Source organism: Mesorhizobium sp. B4-1-3, assembly GCF_006439355.1.
Lineage (GTDB): Bacteria > Pseudomonadota > Alphaproteobacteria > Rhizobiales > Rhizobiaceae > Mesorhizobium.
In genome coordinates this window covers 35,063-61,112 of sequence record NZ_VFTG01000006.1, presented here as the reverse complement: position 1 = coordinate 61,112, position 26,050 = coordinate 35,063, and the positions used below count along the sequence as shown (strand labels likewise).

The window sequence follows — 26,050 nt, the reverse complement described above, 5'->3', positions numbered from 1 at the left end:
CGTGTTTCGTACCAGCGACATAGTCCTGATCGCCGTCATGGTCTCGGCCGCGGCCCTGACCTACAAGACGAAGCGGGAAGCCGAAGAGCAACTGGCGGCGGTGCAGAAAATCCAGGCGCAGATCCACTACGAGGAGGAAACGATCGATCTCCTCAAGGCGGACTGGAGCCTGCTCACGCAGCCGTCGCGGCTGCAGAAGCTTGCCGATGTCTATAAGAGCCAGCTCGGACTCGAGCCGGTCAACGCCCACCAGATAGGCAGCCTCGACGACATTCCCGTGAAACCCGTGACCATCGAGGACCTCTCCTCGCAGCGGCTTGGCGGCATGGCCGACAATTCGGGGAAGGAGCCAGCGGACGGCGAGGATCCAGTGGTCACCGGGAGCACCGTTCGATGATCAGCAGGCTTCCAAGGATCGGTGACCTGCTGAAGCGCCGGAAGAAGCGGGCCGAAGACGGCTCGATCGTCGTCGATGCCGCCCGCAAGGCGACAGGCGGCAAGGCAAGGACGCGCATCGTCATGACCATGGCGGTGTTCTTTACGATCTATTCGACCATTGCCGGCAGGCTCGTCTATCTCGGCATGCAGGACCCGGATCTTTCGGGCGGTCCGGAGAGCCGGGTCACGGCATCGCGTCCGGATATCGTTGACCGCAACGGCGAGGTGCTGGCGACCGACATCAAGACGGCATCGCTGTTTGCCGAGCCGCGCCGCATCGTTGACGCCGACGAAGCCATCGAGAAATTGTCGACCGTGCTGCCGGAGATCGACTACGAGCAGACCTACCGCAAGCTCAAGAGCGGCGCCGGCTTCGTCTGGCTGCAGCGCCAACTGACGCCGAAACAGCAGGCCGACATCCTGGCGCTCGGCATTCCCGGCCTCGGCTTTCGCACCGAGAAGCGGCGCTTCTATCCGAGCGGCGAGACCTCGTCCTATATCGTCGGCCTGACCAACATCGATAACCAGGGCATCTCCGGCATGGAGAAGTATATCGACGAGCAGGGGTTGAGCGACCTGCAGGCGTCGGGTCTGGCCGTGGCCAAGGATCTCAAGCCGGTCAAGCTTTCGATCGATCTGCGCGTCCAGCATGTGGTGCGCGACGAGATCGCCGCCGGCCTGGAGCGCTATCGCGCGCTGGGCGCCGGCGCGGTCGTGCTGAACATCAAGACTGGCGAAGTGATGGCCATGGCCTCGGTGCCGGACTTCGACCCGAACAATCCGTACAACGCACAGGAAAAAGACCGGCTGAACCGCATGTCGGCCGGTCTCTACGAGATGGGCTCGACCTTCAAGAGCTTCACCTCGGCCATGGCGCTCGATTCCGGCAAGGCGACGATGAACAGCCGCTTCGACGCGTCGCATCCGATCCGGGTCGGCCATCAGGCCATCCACGATTTCCACGGCAAGAACCGCGTGTTGTCCTTGCCGGAGGTGTTCCTTTATTCGTCCAATATCGGGTCGGCCAGGGAGGCTGAGCTGGTCGGCATCGAGGGGCACCGCGAATTCCTGCACCGCCTCGGCATCCTGGACAGGATGCAGACCGAATTGCCGGAGGTCGCGCGCCCGACTGAACCCAAGGTCTGGAAACAGGTCAACTCGTTCACCATTGCGTTCGGCCACGGCGTGTCGACGACGCCTCTGCAGGCCGCTGTCGGCTGCGCGGCGCTGATGCAGGGTTATCTGATCGAGCCGACATTCCTGGTCCGCAGCGAGGAGGAGGCCGTGGCGGTGGCCAAGAGAGTGGTCACCGACAAGACGGTCGAAGGCATGCGCTACCTCTATACGCTCAACGCCGAGAAGGGCTCGGCCAGAAACGCTCGGGCCCCGGGCTACCGGGTCGGCGGAAAGACCGGAACGGCCGAGAAGGTCATCAACGGTCGTTACTCCAAGGAGTTGAATTTCAACACCTTCGTCGCCGCCTTTCCGATGGACGATCCGCAATTCCTGGTGTTCACGATCGCCGACGCTCCGCATCCGGAAAAACCCGGGATGACGGACGTCGCCGCCAACAATGCGGGGGTTATGGCCGGCAATATCATCAGGCGCTCAGCGGCCATGCTTGGCGTGAAGCCAGATTTCAGCCATGAAAATGGTGCAACGCTGGTTTCCTATCAGTGATTCTTGGGGCGCGCCGGCAACTGCGCGCTATTTTGTTGCGGTGAACGGGACTCAATGCATCTAAAAGATCTAGCCGGTATCCTGCCTGTCGAGGGAACAGCTTTCCCCGATCTGGAGGTGACCGGACTTTCCTCCGATTCCCGCGCGGTCAAGACCGGCGTCGTCTTCTTCGCGCTTGCCGGCAGCAAGGCCGACGGCTCGGTCTTTGCGGCCGACGCCGCAAGCCGCGGCGCCGCTGCGATCGTCACCGGCAAGGGCACGACCGTCTCCGGCATATCGATCCCGGTTCTCGCCGTCGATGATCCGCGCCTGGCGCTGGCGCTCAGCGCGGCGCGCTTCTTCGGCCGCCAGCCGGAAACCATGGTCGCCGTCACCGGCACCGCCGGCAAGACATCCGTCGCCGCCTTCACCCGCCAGATCTGGGAGCAGGCGGGTTTTGCCGCCGCCTCGATCGGCACGACCGGTGTCGTGGCGCCCGGCCGCAACGAATATGGCTCGCTGACGACGCCCGATCCGGTGGCGCTGCACCGATTGCTCAAGGAACTGGCGGATGCCGGCGTCACCCACGCCTCGATGGAAGCCTCGAGCCACGGCCTCGACCAGCGCCGCCTCGACGGCGTGAAGCTCTCAGCCGGAGCCTTCACCAATCTCGGCCGCGACCACATGGATTATCATCCGACGGTCGAGGATTATCACCGCGCCAAGCTGCGTCTGTTCGACACGCTGCTGCCGAAGGGCGCGCCCGCGATCGTCTTTGCCGACGATCCGTGGTCGGAGCCGACCATCAAGGCCGCGAAGGCGGCGGGGCTGAAAGTGCTTACCGTCGGGCGCCATGGCGATTTCCTGACGCTCAAGCGGGTCGAGCATGAGCGCCATCGCCAGCGCGCCGAAATCATGGCTGACGGCGTGCTGCACGAGATCGACCTGCCTTTGGCAGGCGATTTCCAGATCGCCAACGCGCTGGTCTCGGCAGGCCTTGCCATCGCAACTGGAACGCCCGCGGCCAAGGCCTTGGCGGCATTGGAGAAATTGAAGGGGGCGCCTGGCCGGCTCGACCTCGTCGGCACCACAGCCGCCGGCGCTCCCGTTTATGTCGACTATGCCCACAAGCCCGATGCGCTGGAAAACGTGCTGACCTCGGTCCGGCCTTTCACCACGGGCCGCGTCGTCGTGGTGTTCGGCTGCGGCGGCGACCGCGATCGGGGAAAAAGGCCGATCATGGGCGAGATCGCGACCCGGCTCGCCGACATCGTCATCGTCACCGACGACAATCCGCGCAGCGAGGTGCCCGAAACCATCCGGGCGGCGATTCTTGCCGCAGCGCCCGGCGCCATCGAGATCGGCGACCGCCGCAAGGCAATCCACGAGGCGGTGGCGATGCTGCGCGCCGGCGACACGCTGATCGTCGCCGGCAAGGGGCATGAGGAAGGCCAGACCATCGGCAGTGAAACCTTCCACTTCTCCGACCATGAGGAAGTGCGCGATGCGCTGAAGGAGCGCGCCGCATGAACCTGCTGTGGACGTCGGAAGCGCTGGTCGAGGCGATGGGCGGCAGGCCGATCGGCTCGCTGCCGGAGGGCATCATCGGCATTTCGATCGACAGCCGCAGCCTGGAGCCTGGAGACGCCTTCTTCGCCATCAAGGGCGAGGCGATGGACGGCCATGATTTCGCGACGGCGGCGGTCAAGGCCGGAGCGGCCGTGCTGGTCGTCGCCGAGGGAAAGCTGCCCTCGCTCGGTCGGCTGACGGCGCCGATGATCGTCGTGCAGGATGTGCTTGCGGCGCTGGAGAAGCTCGGCGTCGCGGCCCGCGCCCGCTCGAAGGCCAGAATCATCGCGGTCACCGGTTCGGCCGGCAAGACGACCACCAAGGAAGCGCTGCGCCATGTGCTGTCGGCGGTCGGCAGGGTGCATGCCTCGGCGCAGTCGTTCAACAACCATTGGGGCGTGCCGCTGACGCTGGCGCGCATGCCGCAGGACTGCGACTACGCGGTCTTCGAGATCGGCATGAACCATTCGGGCGAGATCAGGCCGCTGGTCAAGATGGTCAGGCCGCATGTCGCCATCGTCACGATCATTGCCGCCGCCCATCTCGGCTTCTTCAAGAATCTCGACGAGATCGCCATGGCCAAGGCCGAGATTTTCGAGGGGATCGAGCCCGGCGGCGCCGCGCTGCTCAACCGCGACGATCCACGCTGGAAGCTGCTCGGGAAAATGGCGAAAGACGCAGGCGTCGAGCATGTCTTCGGCTTCGGCGAAAATCCCCGCTCGGCCTTCCGCCTTGTCGGCTGCGAACTCTATGCCGACCATTCCGACATCGCCGTCAAGATCGGCAAGAGGGACCTGGCCGCCCGTGTCGGGGCGCCCGGCCGCCACATCGTGCAGAACGTTCTGGCCGTGCTTGGCGCCGCGCAACTGGTCGGCGCGGACATCGACAAGATCGCGGCCGCGCTTGCGGACCTTGCGGCCGAGCGCGGGCGGGGCCGGCGCCATGTCCTGCATCATCCCGATGGGCCGATCACGCTGATCGACGAGAGCTACAACGCCAATCCGGCGTCGATGGCGGCGGCGATGGCGCTGCTCAACGCCACGCCGGTCTCGGGCGAGGGCCGGCGCATCGCGGTGCTCGGCGACATGCTGGAGCTCGGCAGCCATTCGGCCAAGCTGCACGCGGCGCTCGCCGAGCTGATCGTCGGGACGGGCACGCACAACGTCTTTCTCGGCGGGCCGGAAATGCAGGCGCTGGCCAAGGTTCTGCCGTCCGACGTCCAGACGGAGTATCGGGCGGGAGCCGAGGAGCTGAAGCCGATCGTGATCTCCGCGCTCAGGCCCGGCGACGTGGTGATGGTCAAATCGTCGAAAGGCATCGGGCTTTCGAAGCTGGTCGAGGCATTGCTCGGCAAATTTCCGGCGGAAGCCACAAACATTAAGCCGACTTGAGGTCGGATTCCGGGGGACGGAAGGACCATGTTCACACTGCTCGTCGATTTCGCGGACAAGATCTCGTTCTTCAACGTCTTCCGCTACATCACTTTCCGTACCGGCGGCGCGCTGATCACCTCGGCGCTGATCGTCTTCATCTTCGGGCCGACGATCATCAATTCGCTGCGCCTGCGGCAAGGCAAGGGCCAGCCGATCCGCGCCGACGGCCCGCAGACGCATTTCAAGAAGGCGGGAACGCCGACCATGGGCGGCCTGATGATTCTGTCCGGCATCATCGGTTCGTCGCTCTTGTGGGCGAATCTTTCCTCGATCTATGTCTGGGTGGTGCTTCTGGTCACCGTCGGCTTCGGCTCGATCGGCTTCTACGACGACTACCTCAAGGTCACCAAGCAGTCGCATCTGGGCTTCTCCGGCAAGGCCCGGCTGGCGATCGAGTTCATCATTGCGGCGATCGCCGCCTGGGTGATCATGCATAATGGCCAGGCGCCGTTCTCGTCGTCGCTGACCTTTCCCTTCGCCAAGGAATTCCTCATCAACCTCGGCTGGTTTTTCGTGCCGTTCTCCTGCTTCGTCATCGTCGGCGCGGGCAATGCGGTGAACCTGACCGACGGCCTCGACGGGCTGGCGATCGTGCCGATCATGATCGCGGCGGCGTCCTTCGGCGTCATCGCCTATCTCTCGGGCAACGCGGTCTTCGCCGAATATCTGCAGATCCATTTCGTGCCCGGCACCGGTGAACTCGCCGTCGTGCTCGGCGCGGTGATCGGCGCGGGTCTCGGCTTCCTCTGGTTCAACGCGCCGCCGGCCGCGATCTTCATGGGCGACACCGGCTCGCTGGCGATGGGCGGGCTGATCGGCACCATCGCGGTCGCCACCAAGCATGAGATCGTTCTGGTCATCGTCGGCGGCCTGTTCGTGGTCGAGATCCTGTCGGTCATCATCCAGGTCGGCTACTTCAAGATGACCGGCAAGCGCGTCTTCCTGATGGCGCCGATCCATCACCATTTCGAAAAGCTCGGCTGGACCGAAAGCCAGGTGGTGATCCGCTTCTGGATCATCGCCGTCATCCTGGCGCTGGTCGGCCTCTCCACCCTCAAGCTCAGATAGGACTCGCTGCTTGATCCCGGCCGCTTCCTTTTCCGGCAAACGCGTTTCGCTCTTCGGGCTTGGCGGCTCGGGGATCGCCACCGCGCATGCGCTGATCGCGGGGGGCGCCGAGGTGCTGGCCTGGGACGACAATCCGGACAGCGTCGCCAAGGCGGCCGCCGCGGGCATTGCGACCGGCGATCTGCGTGCAGCCGACTGGCCGCGTTTCGCCGCCTTCGTGCTGTCGCCAGGCGTGCCGCTGACGCATCCGAAGCCGCATTGGACCGTGGAACTGGCGCGCGGCGCCGGGGTCGAGGTGATCGGCGATATCGAGCTGTTCTGCCGCGAGCGCATCAGCCGCGCCCCGGCGGCACCTTTCATCGCGATCACAGGCACCAACGGCAAGTCGACGACAACGGCGCTGACGGCGCATATCCTGAAGTCGGCAGGCCGCGACACGCAGATGGGCGGCAATATCGGCCGCGCCATCATGACGCTCGATCCGCCCGAGCCCCGGCGGCACTATGTGGTCGAGTGCTCGTCCTACCAGATCGACCTTGCGCCCTCGATCAACCCGACCGCCGGCATCCTGCTCAATCTCACGCCCGACCATCTCGACCGGCACGGCACGATGGCGCATTACGCCTCGATCAAGGAGCGGCTGGTCGCCGGCTCGGACACCGCGATCATTGGCGTCGACGATTCCTGGTGCGCCCAGATCGCCGACCGGCTGGAACGCGCCGGCCGGCCGGTGGTTCGTATTTCCAAGCGCCTGCCTTTGACCGACGGCTATTTCGCCGACGGCACCAATCTGATGGAAGCGGTGCATGGCCGCTATAGCCGCGTCGCCTTCCTCGAAGGCATCGGCTCGTTGCGCGGCCAGCACAATGCGCAGAATGCGCTGGCCGCCGTCGTCGCGTGCCTGAAAGTCGGGCTCGATCTCGGCGAGATCCAGGCCGGGCTGGAAAGCTTCCCCGGGCTCGCGCACCGCATGGAGCAGGTCGGCCGCAAGGACCATGTGCTGTTCGTCAACGATTCCAAGGCCACCAATGCCGATGCGGCCGCACCCGCGCTGTCGAGCTTCGCCAAGCGCATCTACTGGATCGCCGGCGGCCTGCCCAAGGAAGGCGGCATCGAGCCGCTGCGCGGCTTCTTCCCGCGCATCGCCAAGGCCTATCTGATCGGCGAAGCGGCGCCCGCTTTTGCCGCGACGCTCGGCGAGGCGGTGCCCTACGAGATATCGGGAACGCTGGCGGCGGCGGTCGAGCATGCCGCCCATGACGCGGCAAACGACGCCGGCGGCGAGGCGGTGGTGCTGCTGTCGCCGGCCTGCGCCAGTTTCGACCAGTTCAAGAATTTCGAAGTTCGCGGCGAAGCCTTCAGGCAAGCTGCGACTGCTATTGATGGTGTGAAACCCATCGGAGGGCCACGTTGATGCAAAGCCGTCTCGACAAAAGTCCTGTTGCAACCTGGTGGTGGACGATCGACCGCTGGTTCCTGGCCGCGTTCCTGTCGCTGATGGGGCTGGGCATCATTTTATCCTTCGCGGCGAGCCCCGCGGTGGCCGAGCGTATCGGCCTCGACAGCTTTCACTTCGCCACCAGACAGGTCATCTTCACCATCCCGGCGCTCCTCGTCATGCTTGCGGTCTCCTTCCTGGAGGCGCGGCAGATAAGGCGCATGTCGCTGGTGATGCTCTGCATCATGCTGGTGCTGATGGTGGCGGTGCTTTACATCGGCGTCGAGGTGAAGGGCGCGCGGCGCTGGGTGTCGCTCGCCGGCCTTTCCATCCAGCCGTCCGAATTCCTGAAACCCGCCTTCGTCATCATCTGCGCGTGGCTCTTTGCCGAGCACAAGCGCCAGCCCGACATTCCCGGCAATCTGTTCGCCATGCTTTTGCTTGCGCTGGTCATCTCGCTTCTGGTGGCGCAGCCCGACCTCGGCCAGACTATGCTGGTAACCGGCACCTGGGGTGTGATGTTCTTCATGGCTGGCCTGCCGTGGCTGTGGATCGTGGCTCTCGGCCTCGTTGGGGCAAGCGGGCTGTTCGCTGCCTATTCGGTGTTCCCGCACGTCGCCTTGCGCATCGACAAGTTTCTGACCGGCGAAGGCGACACGTTCCAAGTCGACATGGGCCGCGAGGCGCTGATCAACGGCAGCTGGTTCGGCGTCGGGCCAGGCGAGGGAACCGTCAAGCGCATTGTTCCGGATGCTCATACCGACTTCGTCTTCTCGGTCGCCGGCGAGGAGTTCGGGCTGATCATGTGCTTCTTCATCATGTCGATCTTCGCCTTCATCGTGCTGCGCGGCTTGAGCATCGCGCTCAAGGAACACGATGATTTCACCCGCTATGCGGTCGGCGGCCTCGTCACCGTCTTCGGCCTGCAATCGGCCATCAATATGTGCGTCAACCTGCAACTGATGCCGGCCAAGGGCATGACGCTGCCTTTCATCTCCTATGGCGGCTCCTCGCAGATCGCCATCGCCGTCTCAATGGGCATGGTGCTCGCATTGACGCGCAAGCGGCCGGAAAAGCGCAAGCAGATGGGCTTCGTCCTCGCGCAGCGCGCAATGCCGGCGGAATGAGGCAGGATGTCAAAGGGTGTCATCCTGCTTGCCGCCGGTGGAACGGGCGGACATCTGTTTCCGGCCGAGGCGCTCGCGCATGAATTGATCGACCGCGGCTGGAAGGTGCATCTTGCCACCGACCACCGCGCCGAGCGCTATTCCCGCCATTTCCCGGCAGCCGACACGCACACGATCCCTTCGGCCACGCTGGGTTCCAAGAACCCGGTCGCGATGCTCTCGGCCTTCTGGAAAATCTGGCAGGGCGTGCGGGAAGCCAGCCGGGTGATCGCCAAAATCAAGCCGGAGGCGGTCGTCGGCTTCGGCGGCTATCCGACGCTGCCGCCTCTCTATGCCGCGACAAGGCGAAGAGTGCCGACGCTGATCCACGAGCAGAACGCCGTCATGGGCCGCGCCAACAAGGCGCTCGCCGGCCGCGTCGACGCGATAGCCGGCGGCTTCCTGCCGGAAGGGGAGAGCGCCGCCAGCGCAAAGACCGTGACCACCGGCAATCCGGTCAGGCCCCAGGTCCTCGAAGCGGCGAAGACGCCGTATGTCGCTTCGAACGAGGGCGAGCCGTTCCGCTTGCTCGTGTTTGGCGGCAGCCAGGGCGCTCAGTTCTTTTCCGATGCCGTGCCCGCGGCGATCGCGCTTTTGCCCGAAGACCAGCGCAAGCGGCTGGTGATCACGCAGCAAGCGCGCGCCGAGGATGTGGCGCGGGTGAAGGAGGTCTATGCCGATCTCAGCGTCGACGTCCAGGTTTCGCCGTTCTTCACCGACATGGCGGCGCGCATTGGGGCGGCGCATCTGGTGATGTCGCGCTCCGGCGCCTCGACGGTTTCGGAAATCTCCGTCATCGGCCGGCCGGCGCTGCTGGTGCCTTACCCACACGCGCTCGACCACGACCAGGCGGCGAATGCCGCGGCGCTCGCCGCCGCCGGCGGCGCCGAGCTCCATCCGCAGTCGACTCTGTCGGCGGAACGGATCGCCGAACTGGTCGGCGGGCTGATCAAGGATCCGAACCGGCTGGCGACCATGGCCGCCGCGGCCCGCTCGGCCGGGAAACCGAACGCGGCGCGGTTGCTCGCCGATCTGACAGAGGCTATTGCGTCCGGCAAAACGGTTTCGGACTACAGGAGGACGCGCCCATGAAGATGCCGCAGACGATCGGCCTTGTGCATTTCATCGGCATCGGCGGCATCGGCATGAGCGGCATCGCCGAGGTGCTGCATAATCTCGGCTACAAGGTGCAGGGGTCCGACCAGGCCGACGGCGCCAATGTGCAGCGGCTGCGCGACAAGGGCATCGAATGTTTCGTCGGCCACAAGGCCGAGAATCTCGGCGACGCCGAAGTCGTGGTCGTTTCGACCGCAATCAAGAAGTCCAACCCGGAACTGAAAGCCGCGCGCGAAAGGCTTTTGCCGATCGTGCGCCGGGCCGAGATGCTGGCCGAGCTGATGCGTTTCCGCCAGGCCATCGCCATCGGCGGCACGCATGGCAAAACGACGACCACGTCCATGGTGGCGACGCTGCTTGAGGCCGGCGGGCTCGACCCGACCGTCATCAATGGCGGCATCATCAACGCCTACGGCACCAATGCGCGCATGGGCGATGGCGAGTGGATGGTGGTCGAAGCCGACGAGAGCGACGGCACGTTCCTGAAACTGCCGGCGGACATCGCCGTCGTCACCAACATCGATCCCGAGCATCTGGACCACTATGGCAGCTTCGACAAGGTGCGCGAAGCCTTCCGCCAGTTCGTCGAGAACGTGCCGTTCTACGGCTTCGGGGTGATGTGCACCGACCATCCGGAAGTGCAGGCGCTGGTCGGCCGTATCGAGGACCGGCGCGTCATCACCTATGGCGAGAACGCGCAGGCCGATGTCCGCTTCACCAACCACCGCATGCAGGGCGCGACCTCGGAGTTCGATGTAGTCATCCGCGACCGCAAGAGCCGCGGTACCTCGACGATCCAGGATCTGCGCCTGCCGATGCCCGGCCGGCATAACGTCTCCAACGCGACGGCGGCAATCGCGGTCGCGCATGAGCTTGGCCTTTCGGCCGAGGCGATCAAGAAGGGCCTGTCGTCCTTCGCCGGCGTCAAGCGGCGCTTCACCCATACCGGCTCGTGGAACGGCGTCGAGGTGTTCGACGATTACGGCCACCATCCGGTCGAGATCGCGGCGGTGCTGAAGGCCGCGCGGAGCGCGACCAAGGGACGTGTCATCGCCATCGCGCAGCCGCATCGCTTCACCCGGCTGCACGATCTGTTCAATGAGTTCTCCGTCTGCTTCAACGATGCCGATACGGTCATGGTCGCGCCGGTCTACGCGGCCGGAGAGGAGCCCATAGAAGGCGCGACTTCCGACGCGCTGGTGTCGCGCATCCGCTCTGGCGGCCACCGCGACGCACGCTATATCGATGGTCAGGCGGCGATCGCGCCCGCCATTCGCGAGCTTGCCAAGCCCGGCGATTTCGTCGTCTTCCTCGGCGCCGGCAACATCACGCAATGGGCCTATGCGCTGCCCAAGGAACTTGGGGGGACGCCCTCATGATGCGCGGCCAGGACTTGATCGACAAGCTCGGCGACAAGCTTTCCGGCCTGCGCGGCCGCATCACGCCGAACGCCGAGATGGACAAGATCACCTGGTTCCGGGCCGGCGGCCTGGCGGAGGCACTGTTCCAGCCGGCCGACGAGGACGACCTCGCCGCCTTCCTGCGCGCCGTGCCGGAAGAAATACCAGTCATGGTGGTCGGCGTCGGATCGAATCTGCTGGTGCGCGACGGCGGCATTCCCGGTTTCGTCGTCAGGCTCTCGGCCAAGGGTTTTGGCGAGGCCGAGGCCACCGGGCCGACCACGATCAAGGCGGGAGCGGCAACGCCGGACAAACGTGTCGCCGCGGTGGCTTACGAAGCCGGCATCGGCGGCTTTCACTTCTACCACGGCATCCCCGGCGCCGTTGGCGGCGCGCTCAGGATGAATGCCGGCGCCAACGGTGTCGAGACCCGCGAGCGGATCGTCGAGGTGAGGGCGCTGGACCGTAAGGGCAATCTCCATACGCTCAGCAACGCCGATATGGGCTATGCCTATCGCCACTCGTCCGCGCCTTCCGGGCTGATCTTCACCTCGGCCGTTTTCGAAGGGTTTTCCGAAGACAAGGCGGCGATCAAGGTTGCGATGGATGCGGTGCAGAACCACCGCGAGACGGTGCAGCCGATCCGCGAAAAAACCGGCGGCTCGACCTTCAAGAATCCGGAAGGCACCTCGGCCTGGAAGGAAATCGACAAGGCGGGCTGTCGCGGTCTGATGATCGGGGGCGCGCAGATGTCGCCGATGCATTGCAACTTCATGATCAACACCGGCACCGCCACCGGCTACGACCTCGAATATCTCGGCGAGACGGTGCGGGCGCGCGTGCTCGAGAATTCGGGCATCCGGCTGCACTGGGAGATCAAGCGCCTCGGCAATTTCCGCCCCGGCCACGCCGTGCAGGAGTTTCTTGGCCAACTCCTTTGAGCCCAGGCTCAAGTTCATGTGATGCTTGAACTTCCAGCGGTTTGAAAAGGCCGCGAAAGCGTTGCCTTAAAGACTCACAAATCACTTTTTGCGGCCGTTTTCGCGGAAAGTGAATCTCTCGGAATCGTAGGTACTTGCCAGCGAATCAACTCTCTGATTCTCTGCCCTAAAGCGTTTCCTGATTTGAGTCGTTCGACGCGTTCAGCCGCGTTTTCCGTCTGGGGGGCAACCTGCCGGAAGACTCGGACTCAATGCGCCGAAATGCGGTGCGGGAATATCGGTTGCAGGCCCGGCGTGAGAGGGGATGACGGGAATGAAGAAGAAGCATGTGGCTGTCCTCCTGGGTGGATTCTCCTCGGAGCGGCCCGTGTCTCTGTCCTCGGGGAAGGCGTGTGCGGATGCGCTCGAGAGTGAAGGCTATCAGGTCACCCGTGTCGATGTTTCGCGCGATGTCGGAGCTATGCTTGCCGAGCTCAAGCCCGACGTCGCCTTCAATGCGCTGCACGGTCCGTTCGGCGAGGACGGCACCATTCAGGGAATTCTCGAATATCTCGCAATTCCCTACACTCATTCGGGTGTGCTCGCTTCGGCGCTCGCCATGAACAAGGAGCAGGCCAAGAAGATCGCCAAGGCGTCCGGCATCCCGGTCGCGGAATCCAAGGTGGTCAACCGCTTCGCCGTCCAGAACAAGCATCCGATGAAGCCGCCTTATGTGGTCAAGCCGGTCAATGAGGGGTCGAGCTTCGGCGTGGTCATCGTACATGAGGGGCAGTCGCATCCGCCGCAGGTGATCGGCTCGACCGAATGGCAATATGGCGAGACCGTCATGGTCGAGCGCTACATCCATGGGCGCGAATTGACCTGCGCGGTGATGGGCGATGTGGCGCTCGGCGTCTGCGAGATCATCCCGACCGGGCATTCCTTCTACGATTACGATTCAAAATACGTTCCCGGCGGATCAAAACACGAAATCCCTGCTAAAATTTCACCGAATATTTACCAAAAAATACAGACACTGGCCCTCAAGGCTCATCTTGCCATTGGCTGCCGGGGCGTTTCCCGATCGGACTTCCGTTACGACGACCGTCACTCCGAAAACGGCGAGGTTGTCTGGCTCGAGGTCAACACTCAGCCGGGCATGACGCCGACGTCTCTGGTGCCTGAAATCGCCGCGCAAGCGGGACACTCGTTCGGCGATTTGTTGAGTTGGATGGTGGAGGACGCTTCGTGTCTGCGTTGAGGTGGGGACAGGGTAATGGCGGCGGCGCGGCTCGGCCCGCGCTGTTTGGCATGTCGCTGTCATTCGACCGTTTCGTGTTGCCGCGTCAGTTCCGCCGGCCGATGCGCGTGCTGGCGCGCCTGTGCGACGGCGAGTACGAAGCGCCGCGCTTCTCTGCGGCGATCCTTTCCGCCGCGCTGATCGCATCGAGCAGCGCCTACGGCGCCTTTCTCGGCGGTTACACCGACAGCATCGTGCAGGGCATTACGGCCCGCACCGGCTTTGCCGTCGACCAGATCAAGGTGGTCGGCAATCGCCAGACCTCCGAGATCGACGTGCTGGACCGGCTCGGCCTCGATGGCTGGACCTCGCTGATCGGTTTCGATGCCGAGGCCGCGCGCGAGCGCATCGCGACGCTGCCCTGGGTCGAGGGCGCGGCAGTGCGCAAGATCTACCCGCATACGCTGGAAGTGCGCATCGAGGAGCGCGAGCCCTTCGCGCTCTGGCAACAGGGCACTTCGGTTTCGGTCATCGAGCGGTCGGGCGAGGTGATCGCGCCGTTCTCGGGCGGCAAGCAGGCGCTGCTGCCGTTGATCATCGGCGCAGGCGCACCGGCGATGGCGCCGGCCTTTCTCGACAAGATCAAGCGCTATCCCGAGATCGCGGCGCGGGTCAAAGGCTACATCCGGGTCGGCGAGCGGCGCTGGGACTTGAGGTTGGAGAACGGCATCACGATCAAGTTGCCGGAAGACAATGAGGACCAGGCGATCGCCGAGCTGGTCAAGATCGATCATGACAACGGATTGCTGACGCGCGACATCGCTGCCGTCGACATGCGGCTCTCCGACCGGCTTGTGGTGGAGCTCTCGCCGGAGGCGGCGACGCAACGCGAAGCCGCGCTCAGCGACAAGCCGAAGAACCTGGCCAAGCGCAAGGCGGAGACGAAGATATGAGCTGGCTTGGTGGCAGCGGTGATCAATCTTCGCGCCGGTCGGGCACGCTCACCGTGCTCGATGTCGGCTCCAGCAAGGTTTGCTGCGTGGTGGCGAAGCTGAAGCCCAACGAGGACGGCAAGCTCCTGCGCGGGCGTTCGCACCGCATCCAGGTGATCGGCATCGGCCATCAGAAGTCGCAAGGCGTGAAGTCGGGCGTGGTGGTCGACCTCGACCGCGCCGAGCATGCCATCCGGCTTGCCGTCGACGCGGCCGAGCGCATGGCCGGACTCACCGTCGATTCCCTCATCGTCAACATGACGGCCGGCCGGCTGAAGAGCGAAGCCTTCTCGGCGACGATCAATCTCGGCGGTCATCAGGTCGAGGAAGTCGACATCAAGCGCGTGCTCGCCGCCGGCGCCAAGCAGGCGCTTCGGGCCGAGCGCGAGGTGATCCATTCGCTGCCCGTCGGCTTCTCGCTCGATGGCGAGCGCGGCATGCGCGACCCTCGCGGCATGGTGGGCGATGCGCTCGGCGTCGACATGCATGTGCTGACGGGCGACGCAGCGCCGATGCGCAACCTCGAACTCTGTATCAACCGCTCGCATCTGTCGGTCGAACGCATGGTGGCGACGCCCTATGCCAGCGGGCTTGCCTCGCTGGTCGATGACGAGCTCGAAATGGGCGCCGCCTGCATCGACATGGGCGGCGGCACGACGACCATCTCGGTCTTCTCGGAAGGCAAGTTCGTGCATGGCGACGCCATCGCCATCGGCGGCAACCATGTGACGCTCGACATGGCCAAGGGGCTGTCGACCTCGCTCGATGCCGCGGAGCGGCTGAAGGTGATGCATGGCTCGGCACTGCCCGGCAGCGCCGACGACCGCGACCTCGTCTCGATCCAGCCGATCGGCGAGGAGGGCGATGTGCCGCTGCAGATACCGCGCTCGGTGATGACGCGCATCATCCGCGCCCGCATCGACGAGACGCTGGAGCTTCTGCGCGACCGGCTGAACAAGTCCGGCTACGGCAATGCCGTCGGCAAGCGCGTTGTGCTCACCGGCGGCGCCAGCCAGCTCGCCGGCCTGCCCGAAGCAGCGCGCCGCATTCTCGGGCGCAATGTGCGCATCGGTCGTCCGCTTGGCGTCGCAGGCCTGCCTGAGGCGGCCAAGGGGCCGGCGTTCTCGACCCCGGTCGGACTGATGATCTATCCGCAGATGGCGAGCTTCGAGAGCCATTCGGCGAAAGGACTTTCCGGTTTCAGGATGACCGGAACAGGCGGAAAACTGCATCGCATGAGTCAGTGGTTGAGAGACAGTTTTTAATTTGACGGGGACAGCCCCATAGGCGGCCGCAGCGGCGAGGCGGCGGGAAAGGCAAAGGACGGAGACAATGACCATCAATCTGCAGAAGCCGGACATCACCGAGCTCAAGCCACGCATCACCGTGTTCGGTGTCGGCGGCGGCGGCGGCAATGCCGTGAACAACATGATCACAGCCGGCCTGCGCGGCGTCGAGTTCGTGGTGGCCAACACCGATGCACAGGCATTGACCATGTCGAAGGCCGAGCGGCTGATCCAGCTCGGCGCGCATGTCACCGAAGGCCTCGGCGCCGGCTCGCAGCCGGAAGTCGGCCGCGCGGCGGCGGAAGAGTGCATCGACGAGATCATCGATCACCTCTCCAACACTCATATGTGCTTCGTCACCGCCGGCATGGGCGGCGGCACCGGCACGGGTGCGGCTCCGGTGGTTGCCCGCGCGGCGCGCGAGAAGGGCATCCTTACTGTCGGCGTCGTCACCAAGCCGTTCCATTTCGAGGGCCAGCGCCGCATGAAGACGGCCGACATGGGCATCGAGGAACTGCAGAAATGCGTCGACACCCTCATCGTCATTCCGAACCAGAACCTGTTCCGGCTGGCCAATGACAAGACCACCTTCGCCGATGCCTTCGCCATGGCCGACCAGGTGCTCTACTCGGGCGTTGCCTGCATCACCGACCTGATGGTCAAGGAAGGTCTGATCAATCTCGACTTCGCCGATGTCCGCTCGGTGATGCGCGAGATGGGCAAGGCGATGATGGGCACGGGCGAGGCATCGGGCGAAGGCCGCGCGATGGCCGCCGCGGAAGCCGCGATCGCCAACCCGCTGCTCGACGAAACCTCGATGAAGGGCGCCAAGGGCCTGCTGATCTCGATCACCGGCGGCCGCGATCTTACCCTGTTCGAGGTGGACGAGGCAGCGACCCGCATCCGCGAGGAGGTCGACCAGGACGCCAACATCATCCTGGGCGCCACCTTCGACGAGGAGCTGGAAGGCGTGATCCGCGTGTCGGTCGTCGCCACTGGCATCGACAAGTCGGCGGCCGAGATCGCGGCTGCGCCGATCTCGATCCGGGCGCCGCAGAAGCCGGCCGCCCGTCCGGCGACGGCTCCGGCCGCCGAGATCCGTCCCGCTCCGGTTCAGCCTCAGGTCTATGAGCCGCGCCCGGTCGATCCGGTCGCAGAGGCTATCCAGCTTGCCGAGGCGAATGCCGCCGCCATGGCACAGCCGCGCCCCGCGCCGGTCGACGACTTCCGGCCGCAGAGCAAGATCTTCCAGGCTCCGCCGGCCCAGCCGCAGCCACAGCCGCAGCCGATGATGCAGCCGCAGGTCATGCAGCAGCCCGCGCCCCAGCGCGAGATGCCGCAGCCGGTCGCCGCGGCGCCGCAACGCATGCCGCGCGTGGAAGACTTTCCGCCGGTGGTGAGGGCTGAGGTTGAAGCCAAGACCCGGCCGGCGGACCATGAGAACAGCGGTCCGATGGGGCTGATCAAGCGCCTGACCAACGGCCTTACCCGCCGCGAGGAAGAACCGGCCCGTCTCCAGCCGGCGCAGCCGCGCGAACCGAAGCTGCGCCAGGCCGCGCCCGAGATGCGCCGTCTCGCCAGCCAGGATCCGCAGCTCTACGCGCCGCGCCGCGGGCAGCTCGACGATCAGGGCCGGCTGACGCCGCAGGCCCGCACGGTCCAAGAGGACGACCAGCTGGAAATTCCGGCCTTCCTGCGCCGCCAGGCCAACTGATCGATCCGGCGGATCGCCGATCGTGATCCGGCGAACCGACTATCGTCGATACGGCCGACCGCCGATCGTTAACGATATATAACAGTTGTTAACAGGCAGACGAGAAATCGTCTGCCTGTTGTTTTTGCAAAGCTGGTTAAAAACAATGGCTTATTGGCTATTTTTGACAGCACCCCGCAGTTACACGGGGTAAGAAACCGTGATTTGGAGTCTCCAGGGCGGATCATTATCTTCCCCACGGACTAAAGTCGGTTCGCTGGGATTCGGGGAGTAGCCCTGCCTGCCGATCACACAGAGCCGCATGCTCTTGCTTATTTTGCCGCATCCTATGCGAGCGCCAGGTTCACCTGGCTGCAAGATACCCAAGGCCGATAGAGCGGACGCAGGCATTTGGGGCTATGGGGTTACTCTTGCACGACTATCAGACGACAGTGAAATCGCGCGCGACGCTGGCTGGCATCGGCGTCCATAGCGGCAAAACCGTCACCGTTCATTTCCTCCCCGCCGATGCCGATACGGGCATCGTCTTCCATCTTTCGAACGGCGGCCAGACCCGCGAGATCCGTGCCCTGGTCGCGGAAGTCGGTGCCACCGATCTTTGCACCATGCTTGGCGATCCGGCCGGCGAGCATATCGGCACAGTCGAGCATCTGATGGCCACGGTGTTCGGCCTCGGCATCGACAATCTCGTCATCGAGATCGACGGTTCGGAAGTCCCCATTCTCGACGGTAGCGCCATGGCTTTCGTCGAAGCCTTCGACCAGGCCGGCATCGAGACGCTGACGGTTAAGCGCCGCTATATCCGCGTCGTCAAGCCGGTGCGCGTGGAAGCCGGCGCCTCCTGGGCGGAGTTCCGCCCTTATGACGGCACGCGATTCGAGGTCGAGATCGATTTCGAAAGCCCGGCGATCGGCCGCCAGCAATTCGCCTCCGACATCAATCCTGACATCTTCCGCCGCGACATCGCCCGCGCCCGCACCTTCGGCTTCATGAAGGACGTCGAGAGGCTTTGGGCCGCCGGCTATGCGCTCGGCTCGTCGCTGGAGAACTCGCTGGTCATCGGCGACGACAACCGCGTCATCAATGTCGGCGGGTTGCGCTATCCCAATGAATTCGCCCGCCACAAGACGCTGGATGCCATGGGCGACCTGGCGCTGGCCGGCGCGCGCTTCATCGGCTGCTTCCGCTCTTATCGCGGTGGCCACCGGATGAACGCGTCCGCGTTGCGCCGGCTGCTTTCCGACCACACGGCTTTCGAAATCGTCGAGACCCGGCGCCGCGAGCGCGGCCGCGTCGCCGAGATGATTGCCGTCAGCCGGCCGGTCTACGCACCTTGGGTGATCTGATTTTTAACCGTTTTCTGGTTTCGTAGGACGGCTTGTGTTGCATGATTGCATCACGAATCGCTGAAATTGTACAACCTCCGGCGTGGCGTCAGCCCGCCACAAAAATGTGCGATTGGCCGGACATAGCGTTGCCGGGCAAGGGGATAATGGTTTAAGGCTTCGGCCCGGACCGAAACGACGCCGAAGGGGCGGAATCCAAACATGTTTTTTTCGCGAGTTGGTCAATCGGTAGCGCCGCGTCGGGGTGTTTTGCTGGCGCTGTCGGTGGTTGCTCCCGCGCTCGTGCTGTCGGCCTGCATGTCCTCCGAGAAGGACGTCAACCTGGCGACCTATGTCGACCAGACCGAACCGGCCGACGTTCTCTACAACCAAGGCCTGGCCAACATGAATGCCGGCCGCCTCGATGAGGCCAGCAAGAAGTTCGACGCCGTCGATCGCCAGCATCCCTATTCGGAATTCGCGCGCAAATCGATGGTGATGGGCGCTTTCGCTGATTATCGCGCCGGCAATTACGACGAGGCGATCGGAACCGCGAAGCGCTATCTGACGCTCTATCCGTCGACCGACGACGCGGCTTACGCGCAATACATCATCGGCTTGAGCTACTATCGGCAGATCAAGGACGTCACCCAGGACCAGAAGGAGGCGCGCCAGACCATCCAGACCATGCAGGATCTGGTGACGCGCTGGCCGAACTCCGAATATGTCCCGGACGCCAAGGACAAGATCCGCTTCGCCAACGACCAGCTTGCCGGCAAGGAGATGCAGATCGGCCGCTATTATCTCGAGCGCCGCGAATACATCGCCGCCGTGAAGCGGTTCCGCACCGTGGTCGAAAACTATTCCAACACCCGCCATGTCGAGGAGGCGCTCGCGCGCCTGACCGAGTCCTATTATGCGATGGGCCTGACCTCGGAAGCGCAGACGGCCGCGGCAGTGCTTGGTCACAATTATCCGGACAGCCCGTGGTACAAGGATTCCTACAAGCTCCTGCAGAGCAACGGGCTTGAGCCGCGCGAAAATGCCGGTTCGTGGATCTCTAAGGCCGGGAAGCTGATCACCGGCGCCTGAAGCTAGCGATGCTGTCCAGACTGTCGATCCGCGATATCGTCCTGATCGAGAAGCTGGACATCGACTTCCTGCCTGGGCTTTCGGTGCTGACCGGCGAAACCGGCGCCGGCAAATCCATCCTGCTCGATGCGTTATCGCTGGCGCTCGGCGCACGCGGCGATGCTTCGCTCGTCCGCCATGGCGCCGCGCAGGGCCAGGTCATTGCCGTGTTCGACGTGCCGCGCAATCATCCGGCACGCGCGCTGCTCGCCGAAAACGACATCGAGGACGATGGCGACATTATCCTGCGCCGCGTGCAGACGGCCGACGGCCGCACCCGCGTCTTCGTCAACGACCAGCCTTCCAGCGTCACGCTGATGCGCGATGTCGGCCGCGCGCTGGTCGAGATCCATGGCCAGCATGACGAGCGCGCCCTGGTCGATCCCGGCGCGCATCGCGAGTTGCTGGACAGTTTCGGTGGCCATCTGGGCGCCGTGCGCGGCACGAGCGAAGCCTGGCGCTACTGGCGAAATTGCGAGCAGGAGCTTTCCCGGCACCGCGCCAAGGTCGAGGCGGCGGCGCGCGAGGCCGATTATCTGCGCGCTTCCGTGGCCGAGCTCGCTAAACTCGATCCGCAGCCTGGGGAAGAGACCGATCTGGCCGAGTTGCGCGCGACGATGATGCGCGCGGAAAAGATCGCCGCCGAGATCCATGACGCGCAGGATGTGCTGTCGGGGCCGTCCTCGCCCCTGCCGCAGCTTGCCAGCTTGTTGCGCCGGCTGCAGCGCAAGTCGGGCGAAGCGCCGGGCCTGCTCGAAGACGTGGTGAAGTCGCTGGACGAGGCGATGATCTCGCTCGACGCCGCGCAGTCCGGCGTGGAGGCCGCGCTTCGCGCCACCGAATATGATCCTCAGCGCTTGGAGAAGGCGGAGGAGCGGCTTTTCGCGCTGCGCGCCGCCTCGCGCAAACACAATGTCGCGGTCGACGACCTGGCGCAGCTGCGCGACACGATGATGGCCGATCTCGCCGACCTCGATGCCGGCGAGGATCGGCTGCATGCGCTGGAGAAGCAGGCGGCTGCCGGGCGCGAGGCTTACGATATTTCCGCCGCACAGCTCTCGTCGCTGCGCCACGCGGCGGCTGCGGGCCTGACCAAGGCTGTCATGGCGGAATTGCCGGCGCTGAAGCTCGAACGGGCCGAATTCATCGTCGAAATGGGAAGCGATGCCGAAAGCCGCATGGAAGAAGGCATTGACCAGGTCGAATTCTGGGTGCGGACCAATCCGGGCACCAGGCCGGGGCCAATGATGAAGGTCGCCTCGGGCGGCGAGCTGTCGCGCTTCCTGCTGGCTTTGAAGGTGGCGCTTGCCGATCGTGGCTCGGCGCCGACGCTTGTGTTCGACGAAATCGACACCGGCGTCGGCGGCGCGGTGGCAGACGCCATCGGTCAGCGACTGGCGCGGCTGTCGAAAAGGGTGCAGGTACTCTCGGTCACGCATGCGCCGCAGGTCGCGGCACGCGCGGCGACGCATTTCCTGATCTCGAAATCCGGCGGCAAGGACCGTGTCGCCACCGGCATCGCCGAAATGGACCGCGCCGCGCGCCAGGAAGAGATCGCGCGCATGCTGGCCGGCGCCGTCATCACCGACGAGGCGCGCGCGGCGGCGGAGCGGCTGCTACGCGAGAACACGGCAGCAGCTTAGGATGTGCTGATATTCCGGTGAGGCCGGTCTGCGAACGGTGGTTTCCTGCGCTTCCGGTGCTCACGTACTTCAAGTACGCTCCGCTCCGGTTCTCAGAAATCAGCCTTCTCGACGCGGCCTGACCTGAATCGCAACACATCCTTGGAGCTTGGTCCTCCCAGCCTGCAGGTTGAGTCAGCAGATGGCTGCATCTTGCTGTTCGGGAATGATTTTTGCGCAAGCCGACTTCATGCCGGCGAATCCTGATTTATAGTGGCCCGCCGCCAAGCGCGCTGCGCTTGGGTTGTTGTTTTATGCATGTCGTTATCCCAAAACCGCACGACACTTTTGGGCGACATGCATTGATCGAGGACCGCGTTCCATGTCGGAAAAACCAGTCGAATCGCTGAGCGAAAGCGAGGCCGCGGAGGAGCTGAAGCGGCTCGCCGCGGACATCGCGGAGCACGACCGGCGTTATCACACCGAGGACGCGCCGACGATCTCCGACGCCGAGTATGACGCGCTGGCGCGGCGCAATCTCGCGATCGAGGCGCGCTTCCCCGATCTCGTGCGCGAGGATTCGCCGTCGCGCCGGGTCGGCGCGCCGCCGGCGGAAGGCTTTGCCAAGGTCCGCCACGCGGTGCCGATGCTCAGCCTCGCCAAGGCCTATACGGACCAGGACGTCGCCGATTTCATCGAGCGCGGAAGACGCTTCTTCGACCGCGACAAGGACCTCGACATCGCCTTCACCGCCGAGCCGAAGATCGACGGTTTGTCGGCCTCGCTGCGCTACGAGAACGGCGTGTTCGTGCAGGGCGCGACGCGCGGCGACGGCACGGTCGGCGAGGACATCACCGCCAATCTCAAGACCATTGCCGACATCCCGAAGAAGCTGCAGGGCTCGGGCTGGCCGGAGGTCATTGAAATCCGCGGCGAGGTCTACATGACCTATGCCGAATTCGAGGCGCTGAAGCAGCGCTCGGCGGCTACAGGCGGCCAGGATTACGTCAATCCGCGCAACACGGCGGCCGGATCGCTGCGCCAGAAGGACCCGTCGGTCACCGCAAGCCGCAATCTCAAATTCTTCGCCTATGCCTGGGGCTATACCACTGCCGATCCGGCTCCGACCCAGTACGATTCCGTGCAGAAGTTCAAGGAGTGGGGATTCAAGGTCAGCCCGCTGATGGTGCGGGCGAAGTCGATCGACGAACTTATCGCGCATTACCACCGGATCGAGGAGCAGCGTTCCTCGCTTGGCTACGACATAGACGGCGTCGTCTACAAGGTCGACCAGCTCGACCTGCAGCGCCGCTGGGGGTTCGTCACCGGCGAGCCGCGCTGGGCCGTCGCGCATAAGTTTCCGGCCGAGCAGGCGATGACGACGGTCGAGAAGATCGACATTCAGGTCGGACGCACCGGCACGCTGGCGCCGGTCGCGCGGCTGGCGCCGGTGACCGTCGGCGGCGTGGTGGTCGAGAATGTCACGCTGCACAATGAAGACTACATCAAAGGCTTCGACAGCAACGGCCAGCCAATCCGCGACGGCATCGACGTGCGCATCGGCGACACGGTGGTGATCCAGCGGGCAGGGGATGTCATCCCGCAGATCGTCAGCGTCGTCATCGACAAGCGGCCGGCCGATGCCGTGCCTTACGAATTCCCGCATACCTGCCCGGTCTGTGGCTCGCCGGCGACGCGCGAGATCAACGAGAAGACGGGCAAGGAGGATTCGCGCCGCCGCTGCACAGGCGAGCTGATCTGCGCCGCGCAGGCCGTGGAAAGGCTGCGCCATTTCGTGTCGCGCGGCGCGCTCGACATCGAGGGCCTCGGCGCGGAGAACATCGACCTCTTCTTCAATGCGGGGCTGGTGAAGACCGCCGCCGACATCTTTACGCTGAAGGATCGCCGTCCGGCGGTCACCAGGGCGTTGGCCGAGCGGCGGGAAGAGCAGGCGCGGCTGCGCGAGGAAGCTTCAGGCAAGACGCGCAAGAATGTGCGCAGCGTCGAGGAGCGCAACTATCAAGGCCTCGACAAACTCTTCGCCGCCATCGACGCGCGGCGCGAGCCGGAGCTCGACCGTTTCATCTTCGCGCTCGGCATCCGCCATATCGGCGAGACGACGGCGGCCGTGCTTGCCCGCCAGTTCTCGACCATCGAGGAGCTCATCCGGATCGGCAAGGAGACGGCAAAGGCAGAGGATCCGCATACCGTCTTCCCATCGATCAACGGCATCGGCGACACGGTGATCAACGCGCTGCGCGACTTCTTCGGCAATGAGCGCAATGACGACGTGCTGGATGCGTTGCTCGCGCAGGTCCACCCGAAACCCTATGTCATGGAAATCTCGGCCGGCAGCGAGGTCTCAGGCAAGACGGTGGTGTTCACCGGCTCGCTGGAAAAGATGACACGTTCGGAAGCCAAGGCGATGGCGGAGCGGCTCGGCGCCAAGGTGGCGGGCTCCGTTTCGGCCAAGACCGACCTGGTGGTGGCGGGTCCCGGCGCCGGCTCGAAGCTCAAAGTTGCGAGCGACCTCGGCATCGAGGTCATCGACGAGGATACCTGGCTGCGGCGCATCGGCAGGGGCGGCTGATGACGGGCGCGTTCAAAGGTTTCGGGCAAAAGGCCATCCCGTTCCTGAAGGCGCTCGATTTCCACCAGAGCCGTGAATGGTTCCAGGAGAACCGCGACCTCTTCGACAGCGAGCTGCATGGGCCGTTCTGCGATCTGGTCGAGACACTCAGCGAACGCTTCGAGGCGGCCAAGCTCGGCTTGCGCGGCGACCGCAAGAGGTCTCTGTTCCGCATCAATCGCGACGTGCGCTTCTCCAAGGACAAGCGGCCCTACAACCGGCACCTCTCGGCGATCCTCTCGCCCGACGGCACCAAGATGGAGCAGGGCGTCTTCTATGTGCATATCGGGCTCGAGCGCTGCTTCGCCGGCGTTGCCTGGTGGCAGCCGGCGCCCGAACTGCTGCAGGCGATGCGCAAGGCGATCGTGACCAAACCGGCTGCGTTCCGGGCCATGGTCTCATCGCTCAAGAAGGCCGGCCTGGAGCTCGATGCGGAGGACCGCCTGAAGCGGGCACCGCGCGGTTTCGAGGATGTCGGCGACGAGGATCTCGCCCAAGCGGTGCGCAACCGGCATTTCGTGGTCAGGCACGACATCGATCCGGCGACGATCCATTCGCCGGCGCTGGTCGACGATCTCGTCGGCTTCACGCTTCGCGCCAAGCCGCTGCTCGACTGGGGCAGGGCGATCCAGGGGACAGCTGTCAAGATCTGACCCAAGGCCACGGTCGAGCGGCCCAAGCCCCCGGCGATCAGTTCCGCTGATCGCTGGGTCAAGCGAATTGGTGTGACATTGAGGGCGACGCTCCCTAAATCAAACCGCACTTGAAGCGCGTCGCGCTGAACGGATTCGGGCGATGCGCTTCAAGTCTTTTTGTTGATGCATGTCGTTGTCCCAGAACCGCTGCGCACTTCTGGGCGACATGCATTGGGAGCGGCTTGATGGCGGCGGAAGCAATCTCTGAGAGCAGGGCCGGCGGCGATTTCTGGGACGGTGTGCGCTTGTCGATGCCGGTGGTCGTCGCCTCGGCGCCGTTCGCGATCCTGTTCGGCGCGATCGCCGTCGACAATGGTTTCTCGGTGCTCGAGGCATTCCTGATGAGCGCCATGATCTATGGCGGCGCGAGCCAAATGGTCGGCATCGAGCTGTTCGGCCAGCATGTCGCGCCGTGGCTGATCGTGCTGTCGATCTTCGCCGTGAATTTCCGCCATGTGCTCTATTCGGCCGGGATCGGCCGGCGCATCGCGCATTGGCCGCTGCTGCAGCAGGCCGCCGGCTATTTCATCCTGACCGACCCGCAATTCGCCGTAGCGGAGGCGAGGGCCGTATCGGGCAAACCGGTCGGGTTTGTCTGGTATCTTGGGCTTGGCCTGCCAGTCTACGTGTTCTGGGTGATCGAAAGCGGGTTGGGCGCGGTGTTCGGCAAGATGATCCCGGATACGCATGCGCTGGGCATCGATTTCCTGTTGCCAATCTATTTCCTCGGCCTCGTCCTCGGTTTCCGCAAGCGGCCGCTGTGGCTGCCAGTCGTCGCCGCAAGCGCGGCCGCATCGATCATCGCCTACAGAACCGTCGGCTCTCCCTGGCATGTCTCGATTGGCGCGCTTGCCGGCGTCCTCCTGGCGGTGATCCTGCCGCCGCACCATAGCGGAATAGGGGAGCGGCCGTGAGCACGACCTTCTGGATCATCCTCGCCGGCGCGATCGCCACCTATCTGACCCGCATCGGCGGCCACCTCGTCATATCGCGCTTCGAGAATATCCACCCGCGCGTCGAAGCCGGCCTCAACGCCGTGCCGGCCGCGGTGCTGACGACGCTGGTCGCGCCGGCCGTCCTTGGTGCCGGGCCGGCCGAATGGGCGGCACTGATCGTCACTGCTTTGGTCTCGCTGCGCGGCGGGTTGATGGCGATGTTCTTGGCCGGCGCGGCCGTGCTGATAATCGCGCGGCAGTTCGTCGGGTAGAT

21 protein-coding genes are annotated in these 26,050 nt (G+C 64.6%); all 21 read left to right on the top strand.

The genetic code is table 11. The features are described from left to right. Position 1 precedes the first annotated feature (1 nt). The 21 genes from FJW06_RS10475 to FJW06_RS10375 all read left to right on the top strand — a co-directional run bounded on the left by FJW06_RS10475 (position 2) and on the right by FJW06_RS10375 (position 26,048). On the top strand, positions 2-397 hold the full coding sequence (locus tag FJW06_RS10475; protein ID WP_140751260.1) for a hypothetical protein: 396 nt from the start codon (positions 2-4) through the stop codon (positions 395-397). Next, positions 394-2,118: a penicillin-binding protein 2 gene (locus FJW06_RS10470; RefSeq protein WP_140751258.1), complete on the top strand. Its 1,725-nt coding sequence runs from the start codon at positions 394-396 to the stop codon at positions 2,116-2,118. The genes FJW06_RS10475 and FJW06_RS10470 overlap by 4 nt, the downstream gene beginning before the upstream one ends. Positions 2,119-2,172: 54 nt before the next feature. After that, on the top strand, positions 2,173-3,627 hold the full coding sequence (locus FJW06_RS10465; protein ID WP_140751256.1) for a UDP-N-acetylmuramoyl-L-alanyl-D-glutamate--2,6-diaminopimelate ligase: 1,455 nt from the start codon (positions 2,173-2,175) through the stop codon (positions 3,625-3,627). Further along, complete coding sequence (locus tag FJW06_RS10460) at positions 3,624-5,057, top strand: UDP-N-acetylmuramoylalanyl-D-glutamyl-2,6-diaminopimelate--D-alanyl-D-alanine ligase (protein ID WP_140751254.1); 1,434 nt, start codon at positions 3,624-3,626, stop codon at positions 5,055-5,057. Before FJW06_RS10465 ends, FJW06_RS10460 begins: the two co-directional genes overlap by 4 nt. Positions 5,058-5,084: 27 nt before the next feature. Continuing rightward, positions 5,085-6,167 carry a phospho-N-acetylmuramoyl-pentapeptide-transferase gene (mraY, locus tag FJW06_RS10455; protein ID WP_140544456.1) on the top strand — a complete coding sequence of 361 codons (1,083 nt, stop codon included), beginning with the start codon at positions 5,085-5,087 and terminating at the stop codon, positions 6,165-6,167. Between the two features lie 10 nt (positions 6,168-6,177). Then, on the top strand, positions 6,178-7,581 hold the full coding sequence (gene murD, locus FJW06_RS10450; RefSeq protein ID WP_140751252.1) for a UDP-N-acetylmuramoyl-L-alanine--D-glutamate ligase: 1,404 nt from the start codon (positions 6,178-6,180) through the stop codon (positions 7,579-7,581). Then, the gene (gene ftsW, locus FJW06_RS10445) at positions 7,581-8,732 is read left to right on the top strand and encodes a putative lipid II flippase FtsW (protein WP_140751250.1); all 1,152 of its coding nucleotides are present in this window, start codon (positions 7,581-7,583) and stop codon (positions 8,730-8,732) included. Before murD ends, ftsW begins: the two co-directional genes overlap by 1 nt. 6 nt (positions 8,733-8,738) lie before the next feature. After that, positions 8,739-9,863, top strand: a complete 1,125-nt coding sequence (murG, locus tag FJW06_RS10440; RefSeq protein WP_140751248.1) for an undecaprenyldiphospho-muramoylpentapeptide beta-N-acetylglucosaminyltransferase — start codon at positions 8,739-8,741, stop codon at positions 9,861-9,863. After that, positions 9,860-11,266, top strand: a complete 1,407-nt coding sequence (murC, locus tag FJW06_RS10435; protein ID WP_140751246.1) for a UDP-N-acetylmuramate--L-alanine ligase — start codon at positions 9,860-9,862, stop codon at positions 11,264-11,266. Before murG ends, murC begins: the two co-directional genes overlap by 4 nt. Beyond that, complete coding sequence (gene murB, locus FJW06_RS10430) at positions 11,263-12,228, top strand: UDP-N-acetylmuramate dehydrogenase (RefSeq protein ID WP_140751244.1); 966 nt, start codon at positions 11,263-11,265, stop codon at positions 12,226-12,228. The genes murC and murB overlap by 4 nt, the downstream gene beginning before the upstream one ends. Before the next feature lie 313 nt (positions 12,229-12,541). Continuing rightward, on the top strand, positions 12,542-13,468 hold the full coding sequence (locus FJW06_RS10425; protein WP_140751243.1) for a D-alanine--D-alanine ligase: 927 nt from the start codon (positions 12,542-12,544) through the stop codon (positions 13,466-13,468). Further along, on the top strand, positions 13,456-14,400 hold the full coding sequence (locus tag FJW06_RS10420) for a cell division protein FtsQ/DivIB (protein WP_140751241.1): 945 nt from the start codon (positions 13,456-13,458) through the stop codon (positions 14,398-14,400). The genes FJW06_RS10425 and FJW06_RS10420 overlap by 13 nt, the downstream gene beginning before the upstream one ends. Further along, positions 14,397-15,704 (top strand): cell division protein FtsA, encoded by a 1,308-nt coding sequence (gene ftsA, locus FJW06_RS10415; protein WP_140751239.1) that lies wholly within the window; start codon positions 14,397-14,399, stop codon positions 15,702-15,704. The genes FJW06_RS10420 and ftsA overlap by 4 nt, the downstream gene beginning before the upstream one ends. A gap of 67 nt (positions 15,705-15,771) precedes the next feature. Next, positions 15,772-17,439 carry a cell division protein FtsZ gene (ftsZ, locus tag FJW06_RS10410; RefSeq protein WP_140751237.1) on the top strand — a complete coding sequence of 556 codons (1,668 nt, stop codon included), beginning with the start codon at positions 15,772-15,774 and terminating at the stop codon, positions 17,437-17,439. 398 nt (positions 17,440-17,837) lie between these two features. Further along, on the top strand, positions 17,838-18,785 hold the full coding sequence (gene lpxC / locus FJW06_RS10405) for a UDP-3-O-acyl-N-acetylglucosamine deacetylase (protein WP_140751235.1): 948 nt from the start codon (positions 17,838-17,840) through the stop codon (positions 18,783-18,785). A 201-nt stretch (positions 18,786-18,986) separates the two neighbouring features. Further along, positions 18,987-19,856, top strand: coding sequence for an outer membrane protein assembly factor BamD (locus FJW06_RS10400; RefSeq protein WP_140751233.1), 870 nt, complete (start codon positions 18,987-18,989; stop codon positions 19,854-19,856). A gap of 8 nt (positions 19,857-19,864) precedes the next feature. Then, positions 19,865-21,538, top strand: coding sequence for a DNA repair protein RecN (gene recN, locus FJW06_RS10395; protein WP_140751231.1), 1,674 nt, complete (start codon positions 19,865-19,867; stop codon positions 21,536-21,538). A gap of 361 nt (positions 21,539-21,899) precedes the next feature. Then, complete coding sequence (ligA, locus tag FJW06_RS10390; RefSeq protein WP_140751229.1) at positions 21,900-24,107, top strand: NAD-dependent DNA ligase LigA; 2,208 nt, start codon at positions 21,900-21,902, stop codon at positions 24,105-24,107. Next, positions 24,107-24,799: a TIGR02453 family protein gene (locus FJW06_RS10385; RefSeq protein ID WP_140751227.1), complete on the top strand. Its 693-nt coding sequence runs from the start codon at positions 24,107-24,109 to the stop codon at positions 24,797-24,799. Before ligA ends, FJW06_RS10385 begins: the two co-directional genes overlap by 1 nt. A 227-nt stretch (positions 24,800-25,026) precedes the next feature. Beyond that, on the top strand, positions 25,027-25,755 hold the full coding sequence (locus FJW06_RS10380) for an AzlC family ABC transporter permease (RefSeq protein ID WP_140751225.1): 729 nt from the start codon (positions 25,027-25,029) through the stop codon (positions 25,753-25,755). Further along, positions 25,752-26,048: an AzlD family protein gene (locus tag FJW06_RS10375; RefSeq protein WP_140751223.1), complete on the top strand. Its 297-nt coding sequence runs from the start codon at positions 25,752-25,754 to the stop codon at positions 26,046-26,048. The genes FJW06_RS10380 and FJW06_RS10375 overlap by 4 nt, the downstream gene beginning before the upstream one ends. The last annotated feature ends 2 nt before the right edge of the window (positions 26,049-26,050 follow it).